The sequence below is a fragment of the Clostridium sp. OS1-26 genome (assembly GCF_030915445.1).
Lineage (GTDB): Bacteria > Bacillota > Clostridia > Clostridiales > Clostridiaceae > Clostridium_AM.
In genome coordinates this window covers 3,775,137-3,794,568 of the sequence record NZ_CP133264.1, presented here as the reverse complement: position 1 = coordinate 3,794,568, position 19,432 = coordinate 3,775,137, and the positions used below count along the sequence as shown (strand labels likewise).

Genomic DNA, 19,432 nt, shown 5'->3' with positions numbered 1-19,432 from the left:
CGCACATTATTTTTCCATCTGCTGTAACAGCATCTCGAACCTTTTTCCCATTAATTTTAATATTCATTTCATATCCCTCTGGCATAGAACCAGGTAATACTTTAAATTTTAACTTAATACTATCAGTATCGCTAATTATATTTAATTGCTCTTGATCTCTTAATTCTAATAAAATTCCTGTAGTAGAAACATCTAAGGATTTAACTTTAAATGTGCTGTCGCCTTTTTTGCTTTTACATATTACTTCAACGTCAGTTTGCATTACGTACCTTATTCCAGCTTTTTTGCTTTTTATAAATAAACTGGGATCACCATTATAATCCTCTAGTGCCTTTTTCCCTCTACGATCAATACTACTTCTTATAGCTTCTTTATCAGGAACATTTGCGAGTAATCTCCTATCTCTGCGTGGATTTAAAAGAATATCCTCGGCTTTACCTTGATCTTTTTTTAATTTCTTGTATTTAACCTTCATTCTTTAAACTCCTAATTTATAGCATTATTTTTCTAAATAATCACTTAACTTTGCAATTTTATATTTTTCTCCATATAATCCTTTTTCATTGTTAGTTAGGAATATATCTAAAGCTTCAGCGGTATAATAAGCCTGGTCGTTCATATGCATTACTATTACGTTTCCCCTATTTTTAACTAGTCCATCTCTTATGTAATCAACAATATCCTGTGCAGAAGGCCTTTCATAGTCATGAGTTGTAATATTTCCACTAACAGTATATTTATAGCCACTTTCATATACAGCCGCTAACCCTTCTTTTTTCAAAAGCAAGGTAGGTGGTCTAAAATATGGTTTAAGGGAATTTAAATCACCTATTACACTTTCCATAACGTCATAAGATTTAATTAGGGAAACTTCGAGTTCTTGCCTATTAGCTCCTAAAAGCTCATGGTTATAATTATGACTTCCAATATCATGACCATTTAAAGCAATTGTTCTAAGTAGGTTCGGGTTAGCATTTGATATACCGCTATTAATATCTGCATATTTCGATATTACAAAAAATGTTGCCTTTACATTATGTTTATTTAATACATCAAGTATTTCATTTATTTCTGGGTCTCCTCCCCAATCATCGAAGCTAAAGAATATAACATTTTCACCCTTTGTATCAATGGTTCCACTTTTATCAATAGATAGCTTTTCCTCTTCACTAAAGTCACTTAAATCTATATACTCATTGCCTATATAATTAGTTTTCATCATTTTTAGTGCTTCTTTATAGGTTCTTTTCTTCATAGGAATTGGATTCTTTATAATATTGTATCTACCAAACTGTGATGGGGTCTCAATAGTTTTTTGTATGTTTCCTAAAGTTACTATAGAATAACCTAATGGCTTTTGAACTAAATCATAATCTTTTGATTTTTCATTGTACCTACTAGCATAGCCATTTTGAACATAATTTTTAGTTAATATATCAATCATATTTGCAATAACATCATTGTCTTTAAATAAGCTTGAGTCTAATCTAAAGTAAACTATTTCTCCCTTTCGAAGTGATACATACGAATTTATGTTGAAATAATCGGATACAATGTCCTCAGCACTCATACCTTTATATTTGTTAACAACCGGTGCCTTTGTGTAGGTAAATAACTCGTAATCTTTAAGAGATGGGATATTAGTTATTGCTGATAAGGCTTCTTGAATTTGAGGATCTACATACCCATACCCAGCCATATATGCACTTGTATTTATTCCTTTTTCTTTTAATAGTTTATCTACTTCATATATTTCTTTACAAATTTCTTCTGTTGATTTATTTAGTAAAGTCAAATTAGTTGTTATGCCGCCGTTTCCAATTTCGTGACCCTTACTTAAGATTTTATTTATTCTATCAGGATGTTTTAATATTTCCTCTTTTGTCACAAAAAATGTTCCTTTAGCATTAAGTCTTTCAAGTGTTTCCAATACTTTATCTAAACTAGCTTCATTGCTTAGGCCTCTAAAGGTATATGCTAAAGATTTTTGAGTAGTATAAAATCCTGAAATAATAGGTGCTTGCTTATTATTATTTTTTTCTACTAACTCTTTATAATTTATCAAATCTATATCCTTATTAACTTCTTTCTTTTCTTCCTTTTTTTCTTCTTTCTTTTCTTCTTTATTTCCTAGTGTATTTTTTGCAATAGGTTTACTATTTAATGCGGTATTTTTAGTGTATTTATTATTCGATACGTTTTTTATTTTTTGTGGTTTATTGTATTTTGGAGAACCTGAAAACTCAGCTACTTTAACAACAGTTTTATTCTGTTCATCTATTGATTTTAAGATCCATTCTACTATTTGTGTAATAGCAACTTCTTTTTCCTCTTTATTCTTTTTCTCATTTATACCAGCTTGCTTATCTATTGCAGGCTTCTCTTCTCCTCTTTTTTCTCCATATTCAGAACTATCAAGAACACCTTCTAACTTTATAGAGATTATTGTTCCTTTTTCTAAGTTCTTTACATATCCATATGCTTGTTCATAATTTTTAAAGCTTTGATAACTTAAATAATGATTACTATTTATAACATATTTATTCCCTGATGCATAAGCTGCTGTTAGGATACTATCGTTATAAGCAGTAGAATTACACTTAAGTAAAATAGGATCTTTTCCAGTTATAGATTTCAAAATTTTATTGGTTCTACAGAAATCAGTAACTAACTCTTTTGAGGATACCTTTTCCATACTCTTATTCCAAGAAAGAGTTCCACTTCCTATATCATGTCCATCTTTTTGAAGCATTTTCACTATACTAGGGTCCTCAGCTGCTTTAACTCCTGGAATAAAAAATGTTGCCTTAATTCCATGTTTATCTAACATAGCTATTATTTTATCCATGGTATCTTTATTACTGAGGCCCTCAAAGGATAATGCTATTATATTTGATGATGTATCAATATTTGTTATAAAATCCGATTTTTTGTTACTATTTAATGAACTTAATGCCTTTTTAATTTCATCTGATGCATCATAATTACTTTTTTTACTTATAACTATTTCTCCTGAGCTAGTATCTATACTATAATTTTTATATATAAAGTTACCAGTAAAAATACTTGCTGATAAAATTACAATAGTAACAATAATTTGCTTTTTTTTCATATTTCACCTCACAATTATAACTTTTATTTAATCAACTAATATTTTGGGAGTTTTTTAAGGTATGATTTCCCTAGATAACACTACCATTTTAGAGTGATGTATCCATATTATAACTTATTTTTACTTTTTTATCAAAATAAAAAAACTATAAATAGATAAATAATTAAAAATCTAATTACAGTTTTTTAAGGTTAATAGCGATAGCTACCTTTTTGTAGCTCATCTTTTGTCATTTTTCTTAATATTTTTTCTGCGGATGTATGAGTATACTATTAATACGATTTTTTCCTGATGTTTTTGCTTTGTACATGGAGGAGTCCACATTATTTATACATTGTGCTAAATCATTTGCATCATTTTCATATACTCCTATACTTAGAGTTATTTTCTTATTAATATTATATTTTTCATTTAAAGTTTCAAGTTTTTTCATTATTTCTTCAGCTAGTATTGCAGCATCATTCTCTGTAGTTTTAGGTAGTATTATAATAAATTCATCTCCTCCAAATCTTCCTATGTATCCTTTATTACCTATAATATCGCATAATATGCTTGCCACATCAGTTATAACTGTATCTCCAAACATATGTCCCAAAGTATCATTTATTTCTTTAAAATCATCAATGTCTATCATTAGTAATGAAAACTTTTCATTTTTTTGAACATAGTTATTTAACTGTATAGATAGTAATTCTTTAATATACTTATTGTTGTATAAAGCTGTAAGGCCATCCCTATTTAAATATTCAAGTTTTCTATGTTTTTCTAAATAATCATTTACTATAAATATTGATTCCATAATAATAAATACAATGGCTCCGTAAGTAACAACATAAGAATTATATAAAACTGAATTATTTACCAGTATATCATTCAATCCAGTTATACATATTACAATGAAGGGAAAGAAATTTTTTTCAGCATTCAAATTTTTATTATGAATTTCTTTAATAAAAAATATAAATAGATATAAAACAAAAAATAGAAATATAACTTGTCCATACATTCCAACTCTGTCATATATCCTGTTGCCAGTAAGAATACATAATATTGTGAAGCTCACTCCGTAAGCTATTGCCATATTTTTTATAATAATCTTATTGTCAAATATATCATTTAAAAATAAAATATAAAAAGTTGTAGAAAGATAAAATGTGATAGCAGCTATCTTACTTAAAACTTCATAGGGCATATTAGGATACATTTGCACCAATAATCTACTGTTATATACTAAACATCTTAAAATCATAAAAAAACAAATGCTTGAGAAGTAAATATTTCTTTTTTGCTTTGTTTTGGTAAAATAAAAACCAAAACTTAAAATTCCCATGATGAACATAATACCAATTGTAACCCCGTCAAGTGCTACATTTTTATAATTAAGCTTCATTATTTGTTGTTTTGTTCCGAAAGTGGATGCTTTAAGTGATGGTTCTAAATCTACATAGGTGCTCGTATGAATTACAATATCTACTACCTTATCTACAGAAGGAAAAAATATGTATTGAGGTCTATATATTGGCCTTTCATCGGAAATATTTGTTCCAACTTTACCGTGTCCATCTAAATATACGCCATTTACCCATATATCAGATGATGTAAATAAGTCATTGAAATAAGCACCATAAATTTCATCTTTAGGAACATATATTTTTAAATGAAGTGTCATATATCCCTGTTTCTTTCCAAATATCTGATCGCTCAATCTTCCTGGAATATTATAATAGTTGTTTGCAGTTCTTGTTTTTATATCTTCAGGCTTCAGCAGCTCGTCATAGTATAAATCCCACTTACCTTTAAGTTTAACCTCTCCATTTTCCCTAAAATTCCACTGTGAAAGATTTAAAATACCATCATAAGCCTTAATATCAATATTCGCTTTTCTTTCAGACAGAAAAAATAAAATAATAAAAATAATTGCAAATAATATCAAAAATAATTTTTTCAAGTTTTTCATATTGCAGAATCCCAATCCCTTGTAATGTTCTATAAATTTTACCATAACATTTATACGAAAAAATAACAACCTCATCTTCAGAAAAATTATAAATACTTAAAAGAACTGTAAGCAGATAATTTTATAAAATCCACTTACAGTTCTTATGTTTTACTTTTTAATTCATTTTCCATATCCTATGTAATTTTATTTAGATAAGATTACAGTGATAAATCTTTAGGATTTTGCTTTTGTTATAGTGTATTTTTTGTTTCTATCTTATCTACAATGACATTAATGCTTGCTTTGACAAAATCGACTGCTTGAATCTTACTCTGTCCCTTATGTTTAACTTCCTGATCTCCTTTTCTGGCAATTGCCTTATATGGGTACTCTTTTTCATGATTTTCTATAACCATTATTTCATATCCTCTATATTGTTCCATAAAACATACCCCCTTCTATATATCATATTATATCATATTCTTAATAGTTTGAATATTATAAAATGTTTATATTCATAAATTGTTAATGTCAAAAATAAAAAAACTATAAGTAGATTAATAATTAAAAATCCACTTACAGTTCTTTCATAATAGAGAACGTAATAATCTAAGTTGTACTACCATAGATAACATTTACACTTTACTGTTTCTTAACTACTGGTAACCATACTTCAGTTTTATAATTCTCAGATGTTGTATCTCCTTCAGGATATACTTCTATGTCTGGAGCATCAGCATATTCATATCCTGATGTTGGCAGCCATTCGGTAACAATACGTTTTTGCAGTTCTTGAATGGCATTAGGCATAGGTCCTACGCATTCAAAAATTGCCCATGTTGCAGCAGGTACTTCATACTCGTACATATTCTCTGGTATTGCTTTATCAGTGGAACATGCAATATAATAATCAAAATCTTTTCCATTCATACAAGTGCTAACACCAAGTACTCCATAGGGCTCTTTATTAGATAATTGACATACCCTTTCAAACATACCATTTTGGAAGGTTTCTGCCCAAAATTGCGGCACTCTAACAAAGTTTTCTTCTACATTCAATTCCATGTGTTCCTTTGCACCTACAATTCTAAATGCTTCTTTTTTCACAATTTTGTAATTCATTTCTTCATCTCCTTTAATTGAAATTGAGAATGTAATGCGTGGGTAGGCCTTAAGCTTAACACCGTCAGTTTTTGCAACAGAAGGTGCTATGCCATGAATGTTTTGAAATGCACGTGAAAAGGAAGTAGGCGATTCATAACCATACTTTAGTGCCAGATCAATAATTCTTATATCGCTATTTTGCAATTCAAAAGCTGCTAAGGTCATACGCCTGCGTCTAATATATTCAGCCAGTGGTATATTTGCAATATACGAAAACATTCGCTGAAAATGAAAAACTGAACAACAGGCAATTTTAGCCGCATGATCATAATCTATCTCACCTGTTAAGTTATCTTCTATATAACTTATAGATTGGTTTAGGTTGTCCAACCACTCCATTCCATCATCTCCTTCAATTAAAGTATACTTAAAAATAACTCTATTGTCCTCTCAATTTGTGCCCAAAAATGTTTGACTTATTAGCGGTATTAATAAACATAAAAGGTATGTTAATAAATTTATTAGCATACCTTTTTACATTTATGTTACAATCTAAAACAGCGTAATTTGATATTGGTCCTCCAGTTATTGGTGATGGGCCTATTGACTGCTACCTATGATAAAATAGTTATCTGGAAGCTCTGTAATATGGAGAATGAGGTATTTTCATTTTAACTGGGCATACATGGTAATAGTAACAATTTTTACAGTTATTATCATAGAAGCGTTTAGCCATAACAAACTCTTCTTCGCCTTCTTCTAAAGGCTCCTGATTTTCTTCAGGGACTTGAGTTTTTTTCGTTGCTTCGTGACATTTTATTTTTCTTATTCTATCATATAAAATTTTTCCATGCTTGTTAGTCGTAACCGAATCTCTATCATGGCTTACTATCTTGTCCCAAAATTCAGTATCCATTTCAGTCCAGATATAAAACCACCCACTTTTACAAGACTCTATTTCCTTTATTATTCGATCTTTATCCATAGCACCACCCGGTGGTTCCGCAGGAATGTAATTAGGTTCTTCTTCAGATCCAGACATTTCTACTGGTGGTTCTTCCATACCAGGTCCTATTCTTCTGTAGCCTCTGCTATAGTAATAGGGCATAGGAATCAATTGATTTCTGTATGAACACTGATTAAAATATTGACAGTTGTAACAATGCATAAGATATTCTCCTTTTAATCATTACTATAAAAATGTACTTTAAAATATTTTATGATATTAAAGAATCAAGTGTTACTATCTTTAAAATATAAAAATTATACAACAAAACCTTATATCTAATATCCTTATTTATCATTATCAATGTAAAATTTCTTGATTTTGAGTACATACTCATAAATTCAAAACAAATAGTAACATCTATTTGTTAAATATCATATTATAATTTGTAAGCATTTTTTACAAAATTCCTTATACCAATAACATCAATAGAGCCTATTGGGGTAACGATGAAATAATGGGTTTACAAATAATGTATAGAAACAATGAGAATAGACGAAGATGATTATCCACCAGATGAGGAATAATATGCTTTAAAGCATATTATTGATAAAATTGATATCAATTATAAAGGAAGGAAAAAGAATGAATTGTTGTTATCAATGGTTTTATCAGTGCCCTTATATGGCAAGAGGAACTTTTAATTTTCCAAGATACCATTGTCCTTACTATGAAAATTTTTATGACAGGCAAGAAGAAGGAGTTTTGGAAGTTGAGGAAGAATATCCACCTCCAGCAGCACCAGGTACTTTCTTAGCTGTAGACCCTAGTTTTGCGAGAAGAGTTGCTAGGCGCTGCGAGGAAAGAAGAAGACCTAGGCTTGAGGTAACCTTGAATAATGGTCAAGTAATTACATTAAGAAATTTTAGAGCAGGAGAAGATAGTTTAGTCGGAACAAATGTAAGTACTGGAGATGATGAAGTATTTGACTATCAAACAATAAGCAGACTTAGATGTTTACGAAGAAGAGCGAGAAATGGAAATCCTTATGAATACGAATATGGGGAATGTGACTGTAGAGAAAAATGAATGTTTAAAAAAATTACTCTTGAAAGAACGGCCTGTTTTGGTGCTTGTCCTGAATATATAATTGAAATAGATAATACGGGAAAAGTTAAATGGACTGGTATTCGGAATGTTTCCAAACTGGGAGAACATGAGTGGACTATATCCCCTGAAGCAGTGAATGAATTAAATGATCTAATAGATCAATTTGGATACGCTGAATATGTGTATAATCCTTCTGGACCTTCTAAAACTGATTTTCCAAGCGTTATAACTTCTGTAGAATATACTAATGGGCATACTAAAAAAATAAATCATTACTTAGGTGATACATTGGATTCAAATGCACTCACAGAATTTGAAAATAAAATAGAGGAAATTGCAACTTCAAGCGGTAAATGATCCATTAATTGTTTTCTACCATGCTGATAAAATTAGTCTATAATCTCTATTACTGCTTATCCGTCTAAGATTTTATTATATCAAAAATAAGCCTGCATTTTTATAGATGCAGGCTCTAGTGGTATTACTGCCTCTCACCTTCTTTTTAAACTTTTGTAACCTTATTTTATATCCTGCATATTATGTATTGTGTGTAAAAATCTTATGGAGGCTTATTAATGTATAGAAACGAAAATCAGAATATTGACCAAGAACTTAATCAAAATTTAGATGATACTCGTCGTCATCACCATCATGGACATCACCATCACCATGGGCATTATCATTCTGGAATGAGTTGTCCTATGATGTGCTGCTGCCCTATGATATGCTGCTTCCCAATGATGCATGGACAGCAAATGATGCCTACTCAAATGATGCCTAGTAGTGGATTTGATGATCCTGATCCTCGTCGACCATTTTTCCATGAGAGACCATTTTTCTTCCATCATAGACCATTCTTCTTCCATCACAGACCATTTTTCTTCCATCATAGACCTCATTTCCATCACAGACCATGGTGGATGTAGCATAAAGAAAATTAATAATAACTATATACCTAGATTAATTAAACATAACTGCGGCTTAGGCTGCAGTTTATTTTTATCTAATTTCTTTAAAAATAATAAGTACTGACATCTCTGCCAGTACTACGATATGGAGGTAATTAATGTATCCTATCCTAATTAATTTCATTATATGGTTAATTTATTATAATGTTACATTTAAAAATAAATAAGCACCAGTATTTCTACCAGTGCTTATTTTTTATATAACATAAAGGGAACTATTATGAATTGAAAGCATTATTTTCTCCTCTAAGCTTTACTAGCTTAGGACAATTATTATTATAAATGTCAATTGTTACATACTTGTGTCATTATTGTAAAATAACCATATACTTCTTTAACAACTTGTAAAATAATAAGCACCTGGAGTTAACCAAGTGCCTTACATCTTCTATATCATTTAGTTCTATTTACTATATTCATCTACTTCAAAAGATGATATTTTATCAAATACTACATATTCAGTTTTCTTTGTAAATGGTTGTAAGCTATCTGTTTTGTCAAATGAATAATAAGCATTTCCTGAGCTACCACTTGCTCTATTGTTATACCAGCTTATAAAGTCATTTACTTTAGTCATACTTACTGTATATAATTTTATGTTTCCATTAGTCATTGTTAGAGTTAGTATTGCATTGCCGTTATTATTAGTTGGCGGTTCTGGTGTATCAACCTTTTTTACAGTTACAATACATGATGCATTTAAGTTACTTCCATCCATTGTAATCGCTGAAACTGTTGTTGTTCCCTCTTTTACTGCTGTAACTTTTCCATTTTCATCTACTGTTACTATATTGGGATCACTTGATACCCATTTCATATTTTTATTTGTTGCATTATCTGGTGTTATTGTTGCTGTTAAACTATCTGTTTGCCCTACTGTTAAATTTGTTGATGTCTTATCTAGCGAGATTCCAGTGCTTTTAACTCCATACTCTACTACATCATTATATATTTCTATTTCATCTAAATCCCCATTAAAATATGGTGTGTTTGGAGCAACCTTTTTACCAAATGCTAATTTTTCAGTAGGATCTTTATCTTCTCGTTTAGGTGTAACTTGAGCAACAGGTTGAATTAAATTATCCTTGTACATTTTAATAGAATTGGCATTAGTTGTACCATCCCATGTAAACAGTATGGTATGCCAATCTCCATCTGCTACATTAGGTACTCCAATTATATAATTCATATTATTCCAGTCACCTGAAGAATCTACACCTCCAATTCCTAAAGTTCCTTTTAAATCAATAGTACAGTACATACCATTTTTAGCTATATCAGTTTTGCAGTTATCAAATACTTCCATAAAATCACTTGCATTTGTAGGTTTAGTTGTTGTTCTTATTTTAAACTTAATACTTTTTTTCCCCTTGGGAATAACAGGATTATTAAACTCAATATAATTGTTTTGATTAATATTAAATCTTCTATAAGTATTACTTGTCCCTTGAGATATATCAGTAACACTAGTTGTTCCATTATAAATTCCATTATAAGCACCTTTTGAATCGACACATGTTGTTCCAATTGTTTCATCAAATTTATAATTTGCTAATAAATTAGCCGAATAATCTTTTTTGGTACATAATTCGTTGAATCCGCAGCTAAAGCATTATTAAAACATCCTAACACAATAGCGAAAGCCATTACAAATATAATACTTATTTTTTTATAAATTTTACTCATATTATTTCTCCTTCAGATTCATTTACTTTTACTAAAACTTATAATTAGGGTTTGCTAACATGTACTCTCCTATCTTTAATAAGTCATCATCATCGATAGCATTATTTTCAACTATGTCTGTATTATACTGAGCAAGTGTTTTAGGATCTTCCCCTAAGTGTCTTGCATCTATAGCTAAGTCCAAAAGTGTGAATTCTCCACTGTTATTTACATCCTTTAAATCTTCTATAGTTATTGTAGCCTGTCCACACTCTGCATCTGTTAAATCTTTCTCCATTGTGATACCATCAGAAATCCTACCTTTAGTTACATCAACTAAAGCTTCACCTGCTGCTATTCCCTTAAAGTTTAACTTTAATAATGTCTTTTTAGCATTAACTACATTAGCTGAGCCTTTGCTTGCAACTATAACTCTTAGTTCACCAGGTTGAGTATCACTTTTTACTAATTTTATTCCATCAGTTTCACCCATTCCCAAAAATTGTAATTTAGTATTATCATATTTTATTCTTACATCTTCTGCTGCTATTTCTTTTATATTATCAATAACTAAATTAGCAGATACTGTTTCATTTTTCTTTATTTTAGTTTTTTCTGGTTCTACATTTAATACAACTCCCTGTGACACTGGTGGTACTTGTGTTGTTACAGTTACAATACATTTTGCACTTAAATTACTTCCATCAGTTGTTGTGGCTGTTATTGTTGTTTTACCTTCATTTTTTGCTGTTACTACACCATTTTCATCTACTGTTGCTATATCCTTATTACTACTTTCCCACTTTACAATTTTATTTGTTACATTATCTGGTGTAATTGTTGCTGTTAAAGTATCGGTTTTTCCTACTTGTAAGTTGTCTGTAGACTTGTTGAGTGTTATATTTGATATAATAGCTGGAGGGTTTTCGTTATATGGTTTTAGTTCTCCTGTTGAATCTATATCAAAATAATTGAATTCAGCATAATTACCATCGTTATTACATATAATTTTTACACTATGTTCTTTGTTTGACAAATTAAGCTTTTCATATGAAATTGCTCTAGAATGCAAACTACTTTTTTCACCTTTTTCAGAGAATTGTTCCAAATTATTATCAATAATAATTTTTATATTTGAAGAAAGTCCTGCTACGGATATAGGCCCTACTATTCTTAATTTTGTTCCAACAAAATTAAATCTAATTTCACCCTCATTTGATACAATAAAATGTATTGGATCTACATTTCCTCCTACTTGCCACCCATTACCAATATATTTTATATTACCATCAGTGTCATCATATCTTTTCCATCCTTTTTCTGGATGAATTATTTCGTCTCCTACTTTAGCACTATTTTCTGGTGTATTATTTAAATTGGCAACTCCAATCTCAGCATTATCTGCAGCCAAAACATTAGTAAAGCATCCTAACATAATAGCAAAAGCCATTATAAAAACTATGCCTAATCTTTTATAAAATCTATTCATATGTATATTCCTCCATTTAAAATAATTTTTAACATTTTTTGAACATGTCCAACAATTATTTTAAATGCCCTTAGCTATGCTTGCAACGAAAACCGTAATACAAATTATTGTAAATGTCTACATATGTTGAAATTTGAGTAAAAATTTTATTTAAAAGTATAACTTACCTAAAACTAACATTTAACGTTCCATATTTTGCTACTATTCTATTTGTTCTTAATATTAAATAAGCACCGGCTTTTACACCAGTGCTTGATCGAATATATTATTTATAGGACTAGGGAATTCATCCTACAAGCTTATAATGACTTAGGACAATTTTTATTATAGCTTTCAATTATTACGCAAGTATAACCAAATTGTTACATTTTTGTATATTTTAAAAAATAAGCACTCAGATTTGTCCGAGTGCTTTACTGTTGCCACCACAGTATGTAATCCCCACTACAACCATTAGGCAATTGTCCTTATACTTATTATATAACATATACAGAGTAATGTCGTTCGGTATTTTCTATACATATTATAACGTATTTTCACCTTTTTATCAAAATTATGAAGTCATTGAATAAAATTCATGTAAAAGATACATCTACTGATAACTATTTCAATATTTGTATATAGCTTATAAATTTTGTTATAATTTAACACGGGGCATTTTTATTTATTAAAGTTCTGCTTTAAATTATAAAATTGGCTTACAGTAAGATTAATACTTTTTCTGTAAATCTTAGATAATAATAAAATCTGGGGGGATAAAATTTGAACGAAAAAATACTTATAGTAGATGATGAAAAGAGCATTTTAGATGTATTAACCTATGCATTAAAAAAAGAAGGTTACCATATAGAAAGAGCCTATGATGGTCAGGAAGCACTCGATAAAGTAAAAAGCTTTAGCCCACATATAGTAATTTTAGATTTAATGCTTCCTGTAATCAATGGTTATGATGTATGCAAAAAACTCGAAGGAGAAAATATTGGCATTATTATGCTTACAGCTAAAAATGACATTGTGGACAAAATATTAGGCCTGGAATTAGGTGCAGATGATTATTTGACCAAGCCTTTTGACATAAGAGAAGTAATTGCAAGAGTGAAGTCTCTATCGAGAAGATTTAAAAAAACTGTAAATGAAAAAAATGATAACAATATAATTGACATTGCAGATCTTCATATTAATCAAAAACAAAGAACTGTAAGTCTAAAAAATCTACAGCTTGACTTTACTCCAATGGAATTTGATCTATTGCATCTGCTTCTTTCAAATCCAAATATAGTGTATTCTAGGGAGCAGCTTTTAGATACAGTTTGGGGCATGGATTATATTGGAGGCACCCGAACTGTTGATACACACATACAGAGAATAAGACGCAAATTAGGTGATAACTATCAAAATTTAATACATACCATCCACGGCATAGGTTATAAAGGAGTTGATGAACTTCTTGAAGATAGGAATTAAATTTAAGCTCATTGCCTTTACAGCCTCGCTTTTGTTAACAGTTATATTGTTTTTGAGTATTTTAGTACTTAATGGTATAAAAAGTTATCAAAATAAAGAAGTTGAAGCAGCTTTATTTAAACAAAAGGACATGTTTGAGCAGTATTTTAGTGAACGTTCCAGCTCAAGCAACAATAACTCTACTGACAATAGCATTCAACTTGCAAGAGGAAGTATATTCAATAAACCCTGGCTTAGAAATGTACCTGCCAGTGTCTATAATACAAAAGGGGAACTTCTTTCAGGATTTAAAACCGACGGAAAATTAAATGAAAATAAAGATAAAGAATCTATGATACAATACGCTATTGATGGTAAAGTATCTTATGTGAAAGTCAATGATGTAATATATTTTTATTCACCAATTAAATATAAAAATAACATAGTAGCAATTTTAGAACTTGAATATTCAGTTAAGGAAAATAGCTTGTTTTATAATAACATAAAAAAAATGTTTCTAATCACAGGTTTTTTTGCTCTTACACTTGGTATAACTCTTGGAATTTTTTATTTTTTAACGCTTACTAGAGACATATATAAGATGAAAAATTCAGTGGAAAATATTCAAAAAGGTCATTTTGATAAAATAGAGCAAATTAATCGTAATGATGAATTAGGAGAATTAAGCAAAGGCTTAATCTTTATGAGCGATACTATAGAGAAAAACATTGAAGAACTAAAAATTGAAAGAGATACTTTAAGTGTTGCTGTAGACAAGTTAGAAAAAATGGATAAACAGCAGAAGGAATTTATAGGCAATGTGACTCATGAATTTAAGACTCCAATTACTACTATAAAAGCCTATGCAGATTTGATTGAAATCTATAATAAAGATTTAGATTTGATTGAAGAAGGGACCTCAAATATATCAAAAGAATGTGATCGCTTAACAACTATGGTAGACAGTGTTTTGAATTTATCTGCTTTAGAAAAGTATGATTTTGAAATACATAAAAATGAAGTAAATCTAAAAGAAATATTAGATCAAATTTGTAGTAGAATGATGGGGAAAATTAAGAAAAATAACTTAACATTAGAGTGTGATATTGAAGATATTATTACTATTACAGATGAAGAAAACTTGCGACATATTGTCATTAACTTGATTGATAATGCCATAAAATATAATAAACCTAATGGAAGCATACATATTTCCTGCCATAGAAATGAAGATAAAATAATTTTAACAGTGGAAGACACTGGTATAGGCATAGCTGAGGATGCTTTAGATAAAATTTTTGAGCCTTTTTATAGAGTTGAAAGCCATCGAAGCAGAGAAACTGGTGGAGCAGGTTTAGGATTAGCCTTGGTAAAAAAATTGGTAGAAAAACAAAGAGGTACAATAAAAGTAGCTTCTAAGTTAAAGGAAGGTTCTAAATTCTATATTGAATTTTCTATATAAAGTTTACAAATTTGTGACATTTATTGATACTTTTGTGAATATTTTTTGCTATTATAATCTCAGAAAGATTAAAGGAGGAAAATTCAATGAGTAGAAAAAAGATCATATCACTAATTTTAACAGTAGGAATTATAGGTAGTATAAGTCAATTTGTAATTACCCATAATACTTCTGCTTCATCTAGAAAAGATATAAAAGTAATGGCATACAAGTCATCTGCTAAAGCCAACGAAAACGGATTTCAAATTGATAAATACGCAAATATTGAAAGTGTAGCATGGCTCAATGACAATGAGGTTTTGACTTTAACTAAAAAGAGTGAATTTAAAAATCCAGATTCTACTATACCTATACGATACTGTAGTATTTATAATTTAAGCACCAAGGCTTCTAAAGACTTTAAAAATGTGGACATAGATGAATTTTTAGGTGTATCTCCTGATAAAAAATATGTTCTTTATGCAGAGGCGAGAACTATTCCTAAAATTGGCGGTGAAGAATGGAAAAAGGCTCTTGATTCAGGAGATTTGCTTCATAAAAATGTAAAGCTATTAAATTTATCTACAGGAGAAATTACAGCCGTAAATACAGAAAAGCTTAATAGTGATGCAGAATTTATATGGGTAGGTAACAATAAAATTTTAGCAAATTATTTTCGAAAATGGGCAATTATTGATACTACAGGTAAAGTATATGCTGATGGAAGTTATAAGGCTGGTGAACTGGATGCTGCCTGGATATCCGGTACTGATGATATTAAAGATTTAGGAAACAGTGTGGAAGGAAAGTTTTATTATACCCAAGGTGAAAATGGAAAAGAAGGAGTTAAATTACGCACTGTAGATATTAAGACTAAAGAAATAAACACTATTTTCTCAAATCAGTATTCTCTATGTGCAGATAAAAAAGGTAAAACCATTATAATTGATAATTTTAATAATAACGGTGAGAAATCTTCTGATGGAGTTTTTGTAAATAGAACCTTTGGAGCTCTTATTTTAAATGAATCAGGTAAAACCACTCAAGAGATTAAACTGCCTAAAGGTATAACTACCAAGGGATCATTAAAATCTGAGTATATACTATCTCCTGATGGCAGTAAGGCTGCCTATATTGAAACTGCTTCCTGTATAGGTTCCAACAATAATAATAACCCTGATGATTCTATTAAAGTTATAGATACTCACAGTGGAGCTATAAAAGAAATAGTCAAGCTTTCCAGCTTAAAAGATAAGAATGCTCCAGATAACTATGCTATAGTTAAAAAAGCAAAACAAGATGGCAGCATTGAAGAAAGAAGGATAATTGTGCCTCAATACTTTTCAAATATACGTTGGGATAGCACAGGTACAGCTCTATCCTTTACTTATGGAGACTCCGTTTTTGCTAACAACACAAGCACTGCTCCTATAAATACTTATATTGTTAGCTTTGGCAACTAAAACTTTAAATTTTTGTATCTCCTTAAAAATAATAATTATTGTATTAAATAAAGGCTGTTTTTAAGAATAATGTTGAAATTGTAAAGGCAACCCTCAAGGTTGCCTTTAGTTCGTTATATAATAAAGTTGTGACATATTTGAAACATAAATAGATTCTATTCTTTCAAATTAAGTGTACTTTGGTAACTCAATATATATGCTTGTACCAATATTCGGCACACTTTTCACATTGATTTCCCCTTCATGTGCTTCTATTATTTGCTTTGCAATTGCCATTCCAAGTCCTGAACCTTTAACACTTACCGAGCTATTAGTACCTCTGTAATATCTCTCGAAAAGCTTTTTTAACTCTTTTTCTGCCATACCTTTTCCGTTGTCTTCAATTCTTATATATATTTTATCTTCTTCTTTTATAGAAACTTTTATTATGGTATCGGTCGCATTATGAATTACTGAATTATAAAGCAAATTGGTAAAAGCTCTATTAAGAAGTGTATTATCAAAATTAAAGTTTACCCTATTCTCTGTGCAGTTAAAAATAATATTTCTTTCCTTATATTCTGGATGGTTTAGTATATTTATAATTACTTCCTTTAATAGACGCACTATATTTCCTTCTTTACGATTTGTAGGAAGCATACCATTTTTTAATTGATAGGTAAAATTCAAATTTTCAACTATAGTTTCCACATTTTTTGCATTTCTAAGTATTATCTCTCCATACTTTTTTACGTCTTGAGGCATAACATCATATTCATAATCCGTTAATATTTCCGCATACCCTTTTATTGGCGATAGTGGAGTTTTTAAATCATGGGAAATATTAGCTACCCATTCCTCTCTTAAAGTTTCATTCCTTTTTCTTTCATCTTCACTAACTTTAAGCTTATTATCCAAAAGATTAAGACTATAAAATACATCCTTATACATTCCTTTTTCTTTCATAGGAACATAGGCATTTGAAGCAAGTCTTCTTATACCTGATATTATATTTGATAATATATGATTCATCCATATTCCATAAACTGCAACAAGAAGAATAATGAGTACAAATAATCCAAGCATAACAAGCTTGATCTTTAAAAAATTGTTATAATTGAAATACATAACTACTTTTGATATTTTTGCAGGAAAGCCTATAATATATGTCCACTTTTCTCCATTGTTATTAACACTTCCAACAAACATAGTATAATTTCTAGCGCTACCTCCAGTTTTATATAACTGAACTACATCTATTGGAGTATAATGCTTTAAAGCCTCTTGAGGTTCATTATATCCTAAAATTACATATCCATCTTTATCAATAATTTGAAAAGAAAGTTTGTACTTTTTTAAGTCACTTATTGCTTCATCTGTTAACTGCGGTTTACCACCTTGGAAATTAATTTTTTTATAGAAATTTGATGTAAAGCTTGCAGGCCAGCTGCTCCAATTAGCATAACTATTTTCACTACTAATACTAACATTTAGCAAATAAAATGCTATTGCATTAAAAATTAAGATTAAAATAAGAAAAGCAATAAAAAATTTATAATATAAATTGAATACTATTTTGTATCCTGATTTCTCCATTCTACTCATTCCCTTTTACAAGCTTGTACCCAAGCCCTATTACAGTAACTATAATTCCAGGTTTGGAAGGATTTTCCTCAAGCTTTTCTCTTAAATGTCTTATATGAACAGATATTGTATTATCATATCCCATATAATCTTCTCCCCATACTACTTCACATAATCTTTCCTTATTTACTATTTTATTTGAATTTTCTGCTAAATATAAAAGAAGCTGATATTCCTTTGCTGTAAGTTTTACTTCTACATCCTCTCTGTATACCTGGCTATGTACCCTGTCAATAGTAATACTGCCAAGCTTTATAACTTCATTTTTACTATCACTAACCTCTTTTATGCTGGCATACTGTTGTCTTCTTAGCTGCGCCTTAATACGAAAAGCAATTTCCCTTGGACTGAAAGGTTTAGTAACATAGTCGTCTCCTCCCATACTTAATCCAACAATTTTATCAATATCACTATTTTTTGCAGATAAAAATAAAATAGGACAGTAAGAAAATTGCCTTATTCTTTTGCATACCTCTATACCATCAATATCTGGAAGCATTATATCAAGTACTATTACATCAGGCTTTTCATTCTTACATATTGTTATACCATCTAAACCACAATGAGCCTTTCTAATATTCTTAAAGCCTTCTTTTAATAAAACATCCTCTATTAGATCAGTTATATCTTTTTCATCATCTATAAGTAATACTTTTTTATCTGCATCATTTACTAAATTCATTTCAAAACACCTCTTTTATTATCATATCCAATTGTAGTGTTTTCCACATTAGTGATATATCATAATTAAAAATCAGTACTAATTTAATATATTTATTATACGTTTATTGGAATGTAAATATCAATAACAAGAAAGCATGAGCCGAAAATCGAATTAAAATACTATCCATTAAAGTAATACAAAAAACACCATACATATTCATAAATAATATGTGAATCCTATAACTATAATGAATACACATTAGTAACTTTTATTATTGGAAGGAGTCTAAATTTATGAATAAAAATAAAAAAGATAAAAACGTTAAGGTAAATAAAGCTATAGAGAATATGGGCAATAGTACTAGTATACATTCCTTAGATACTGTCAGTAGCACCACTGGTAAAAATAATAATCATAAAAACAAATAATAGTTAGTAATAAAATAACAGAACAGAAACCAGATTA

General features: G+C 29.5%; 17 protein-coding genes. 7 read left to right on the top strand and 10 right to left on the bottom strand.

Annotated features, from left to right (window positions below):
* Positions 1-499: 499 nt before the first annotated feature.
* The 5 genes from RCG18_RS18660 to RCG18_RS18640 form a co-directional block, all read right to left on the bottom strand.
* Complete coding sequence (locus tag RCG18_RS18660) at positions 500-3,112, bottom strand: polysaccharide deacetylase family protein (RefSeq protein ID WP_308037532.1); 2,613 nt, start codon at positions 3,110-3,112, stop codon at positions 500-502.
* Between the two features lie 238 nt (positions 3,113-3,350).
* A complete protein-coding gene (locus RCG18_RS18655) occupies positions 3,351-5,114 on the bottom strand; it encodes a diguanylate cyclase (RefSeq protein WP_308037531.1) in 1,764 nt (587 codons plus the stop codon).
* Positions 5,115-5,302: 188 nt separating this feature from the next.
* Complete coding sequence (locus RCG18_RS18650; protein ID WP_308037530.1) at positions 5,303-5,494, bottom strand: hypothetical protein; 192 nt, start codon at positions 5,492-5,494, stop codon at positions 5,303-5,305.
* Between the two features lie 199 nt (positions 5,495-5,693).
* The gene (locus RCG18_RS18645) at positions 5,694-6,554 is read right to left on the bottom strand and encodes a GyrI-like domain-containing protein (protein WP_308037529.1); all 861 of its coding nucleotides are present in this window, start codon (positions 6,552-6,554) and stop codon (positions 5,694-5,696) included.
* Positions 6,555-6,783: 229 nt separating this feature from the next.
* Positions 6,784-7,323: a hypothetical protein gene (locus RCG18_RS18640; protein WP_308037528.1), complete on the bottom strand. Its 540-nt coding sequence runs from the start codon at positions 7,321-7,323 to the stop codon at positions 6,784-6,786.
* A 423-nt stretch (positions 7,324-7,746) separates the two neighbouring features.
* Here RCG18_RS18640 and RCG18_RS18635 point away from each other — a divergent pair, with 423 nt between their 5' ends.
* The 3 genes from RCG18_RS18635 to RCG18_RS18625 all read left to right on the top strand — a co-directional run bounded on the left by RCG18_RS18635 (position 7,747) and on the right by RCG18_RS18625 (position 9,137).
* Complete coding sequence (locus tag RCG18_RS18635) at positions 7,747-8,190, top strand: hypothetical protein (protein ID WP_308037527.1); 444 nt, start codon at positions 7,747-7,749, stop codon at positions 8,188-8,190.
* Entirely contained in the window at positions 8,191-8,568 is a 378-nt protein-coding gene (locus tag RCG18_RS18630) for a DUF6438 domain-containing protein (RefSeq protein WP_308037526.1), read from the top strand.
* A gap of 218 nt (positions 8,569-8,786) precedes the next feature.
* Positions 8,787-9,137 (top strand): hypothetical protein, encoded by a 351-nt coding sequence (locus RCG18_RS18625; protein ID WP_308037525.1) that lies wholly within the window; start codon positions 8,787-8,789, stop codon positions 9,135-9,137.
* 445 nt (positions 9,138-9,582) lie between these two features.
* Here the strand turns inward: RCG18_RS18625 and RCG18_RS18620 are convergent, their stop codons facing one another.
* The 3 genes from RCG18_RS18620 to RCG18_RS18610 form a co-directional block, all read right to left on the bottom strand.
* Complete coding sequence (locus RCG18_RS18620) at positions 9,583-10,578, bottom strand: Ig-like domain-containing protein (protein WP_308042059.1); 996 nt, start codon at positions 10,576-10,578, stop codon at positions 9,583-9,585.
* Between the two features lie 152 nt (positions 10,579-10,730).
* Entirely contained in the window at positions 10,731-10,865 is a 135-nt protein-coding gene (locus tag RCG18_RS18615) for a hypothetical protein (RefSeq protein ID WP_308037524.1), read from the bottom strand.
* Positions 10,866-10,896: 31 nt separating this feature from the next.
* Complete coding sequence (locus RCG18_RS18610; protein ID WP_308037523.1) at positions 10,897-12,333, bottom strand: Ig-like domain-containing protein; 1,437 nt, start codon at positions 12,331-12,333, stop codon at positions 10,897-10,899.
* A 762-nt stretch (positions 12,334-13,095) separates the two neighbouring features.
* On the opposite strand from RCG18_RS18610, the gene RCG18_RS18605 reads away from it, so the two are divergent.
* From RCG18_RS18605 to RCG18_RS18595, 3 genes are all read left to right on the top strand, one after another.
* Positions 13,096-13,797: a response regulator transcription factor gene (locus RCG18_RS18605; RefSeq protein ID WP_308037522.1), complete on the top strand. Its 702-nt coding sequence runs from the start codon at positions 13,096-13,098 to the stop codon at positions 13,795-13,797.
* Entirely contained in the window at positions 13,772-15,238 is a 1,467-nt protein-coding gene (locus RCG18_RS18600; protein WP_374118935.1) for an ATP-binding protein, read from the top strand. The genes RCG18_RS18605 and RCG18_RS18600 overlap by 26 nt, the downstream gene beginning before the upstream one ends.
* Before the next feature lie 86 nt (positions 15,239-15,324).
* Positions 15,325-16,680, top strand: coding sequence for a hypothetical protein (locus tag RCG18_RS18595; RefSeq protein ID WP_308037520.1), 1,356 nt, complete (start codon positions 15,325-15,327; stop codon positions 16,678-16,680).
* 168 nt (positions 16,681-16,848) lie between these two features.
* Here the strand turns inward: RCG18_RS18595 and RCG18_RS18590 are convergent, their stop codons facing one another.
* Positions 16,849-18,156 (bottom strand): HAMP domain-containing sensor histidine kinase, encoded by a 1,308-nt coding sequence (locus RCG18_RS18590; protein ID WP_308037519.1) that lies wholly within the window; start codon positions 18,154-18,156, stop codon positions 16,849-16,851.
* Between the two features lie 100 nt (positions 18,157-18,256).
* A complete protein-coding gene (locus RCG18_RS18585) occupies positions 18,257-18,985 on the bottom strand; it encodes a response regulator transcription factor (RefSeq protein ID WP_308037518.1) in 729 nt (242 codons plus the stop codon).
* 275 nt (positions 18,986-19,260) lie between these two features.
* Between RCG18_RS18585 and RCG18_RS18580 the strand changes: the two genes are divergently transcribed.
* Positions 19,261-19,395, top strand: coding sequence for a hypothetical protein (locus tag RCG18_RS18580; protein WP_308037517.1), 135 nt, complete (start codon positions 19,261-19,263; stop codon positions 19,393-19,395).
* Positions 19,396-19,432: the final 37 nt, after the last annotated feature.

Coding starts and splice junctions, on each gene's coding strand:
- RCG18_RS18660 (WP_308037532.1), bottom strand. CDS start 3,112: ATGAAAAAAAAGCAAATTATTGTTACTATTGTAATTTTATCAGCAAGT.
- RCG18_RS18600 (WP_374118935.1), top strand. CDS start 13,772: ATGAACTTCTTGAAGATAGGAATTAAATTTAAGCTCATTGCCTTTACA.
- RCG18_RS18635 (WP_308037527.1), top strand. CDS start 7,747: ATGAATTGTTGTTATCAATGGTTTTATCAGTGCCCTTATATGGCAAGA.
- RCG18_RS18610 (WP_308037523.1), bottom strand. CDS start 12,333: ATGAATAGATTTTATAAAAGATTAGGCATAGTTTTTATAATGGCTTTT.
- RCG18_RS18615 (WP_308037524.1), bottom strand. CDS start 10,865: ATGAGTAAAATTTATAAAAAAATAAGTATTATATTTGTAATGGCTTTC.
- RCG18_RS18580 (WP_308037517.1), top strand. CDS start 19,261: ATGAATAAAAATAAAAAAGATAAAAACGTTAAGGTAAATAAAGCTATA.
- RCG18_RS18625 (WP_308037525.1), top strand. CDS start 8,787: ATGTATAGAAACGAAAATCAGAATATTGACCAAGAACTTAATCAAAAT.
- RCG18_RS18650 (WP_308037530.1), bottom strand. CDS start 5,494: ATGGAACAATATAGAGGATATGAAATAATGGTTATAGAAAATCATGAA.
- RCG18_RS18640 (WP_308037528.1), bottom strand. CDS start 7,323: ATGCATTGTTACAACTGTCAATATTTTAATCAGTGTTCATACAGAAAT.
- RCG18_RS18585 (WP_308037518.1), bottom strand. CDS start 18,985: ATGAATTTAGTAAATGATGCAGATAAAAAAGTATTACTTATAGATGAT.
- RCG18_RS18595 (WP_308037520.1), top strand. CDS start 15,325: ATGAGTAGAAAAAAGATCATATCACTAATTTTAACAGTAGGAATTATA.
- RCG18_RS18630 (WP_308037526.1), top strand. CDS start 8,191: ATGTTTAAAAAAATTACTCTTGAAAGAACGGCCTGTTTTGGTGCTTGT.
- RCG18_RS18645 (WP_308037529.1), bottom strand. CDS start 6,554: ATGGAGTGGTTGGACAACCTAAACCAATCTATAAGTTATATAGAAGAT.
- RCG18_RS18655 (WP_308037531.1), bottom strand. CDS start 5,114: ATGGTAAAATTTATAGAACATTACAAGGGATTGGGATTCTGCAATATG.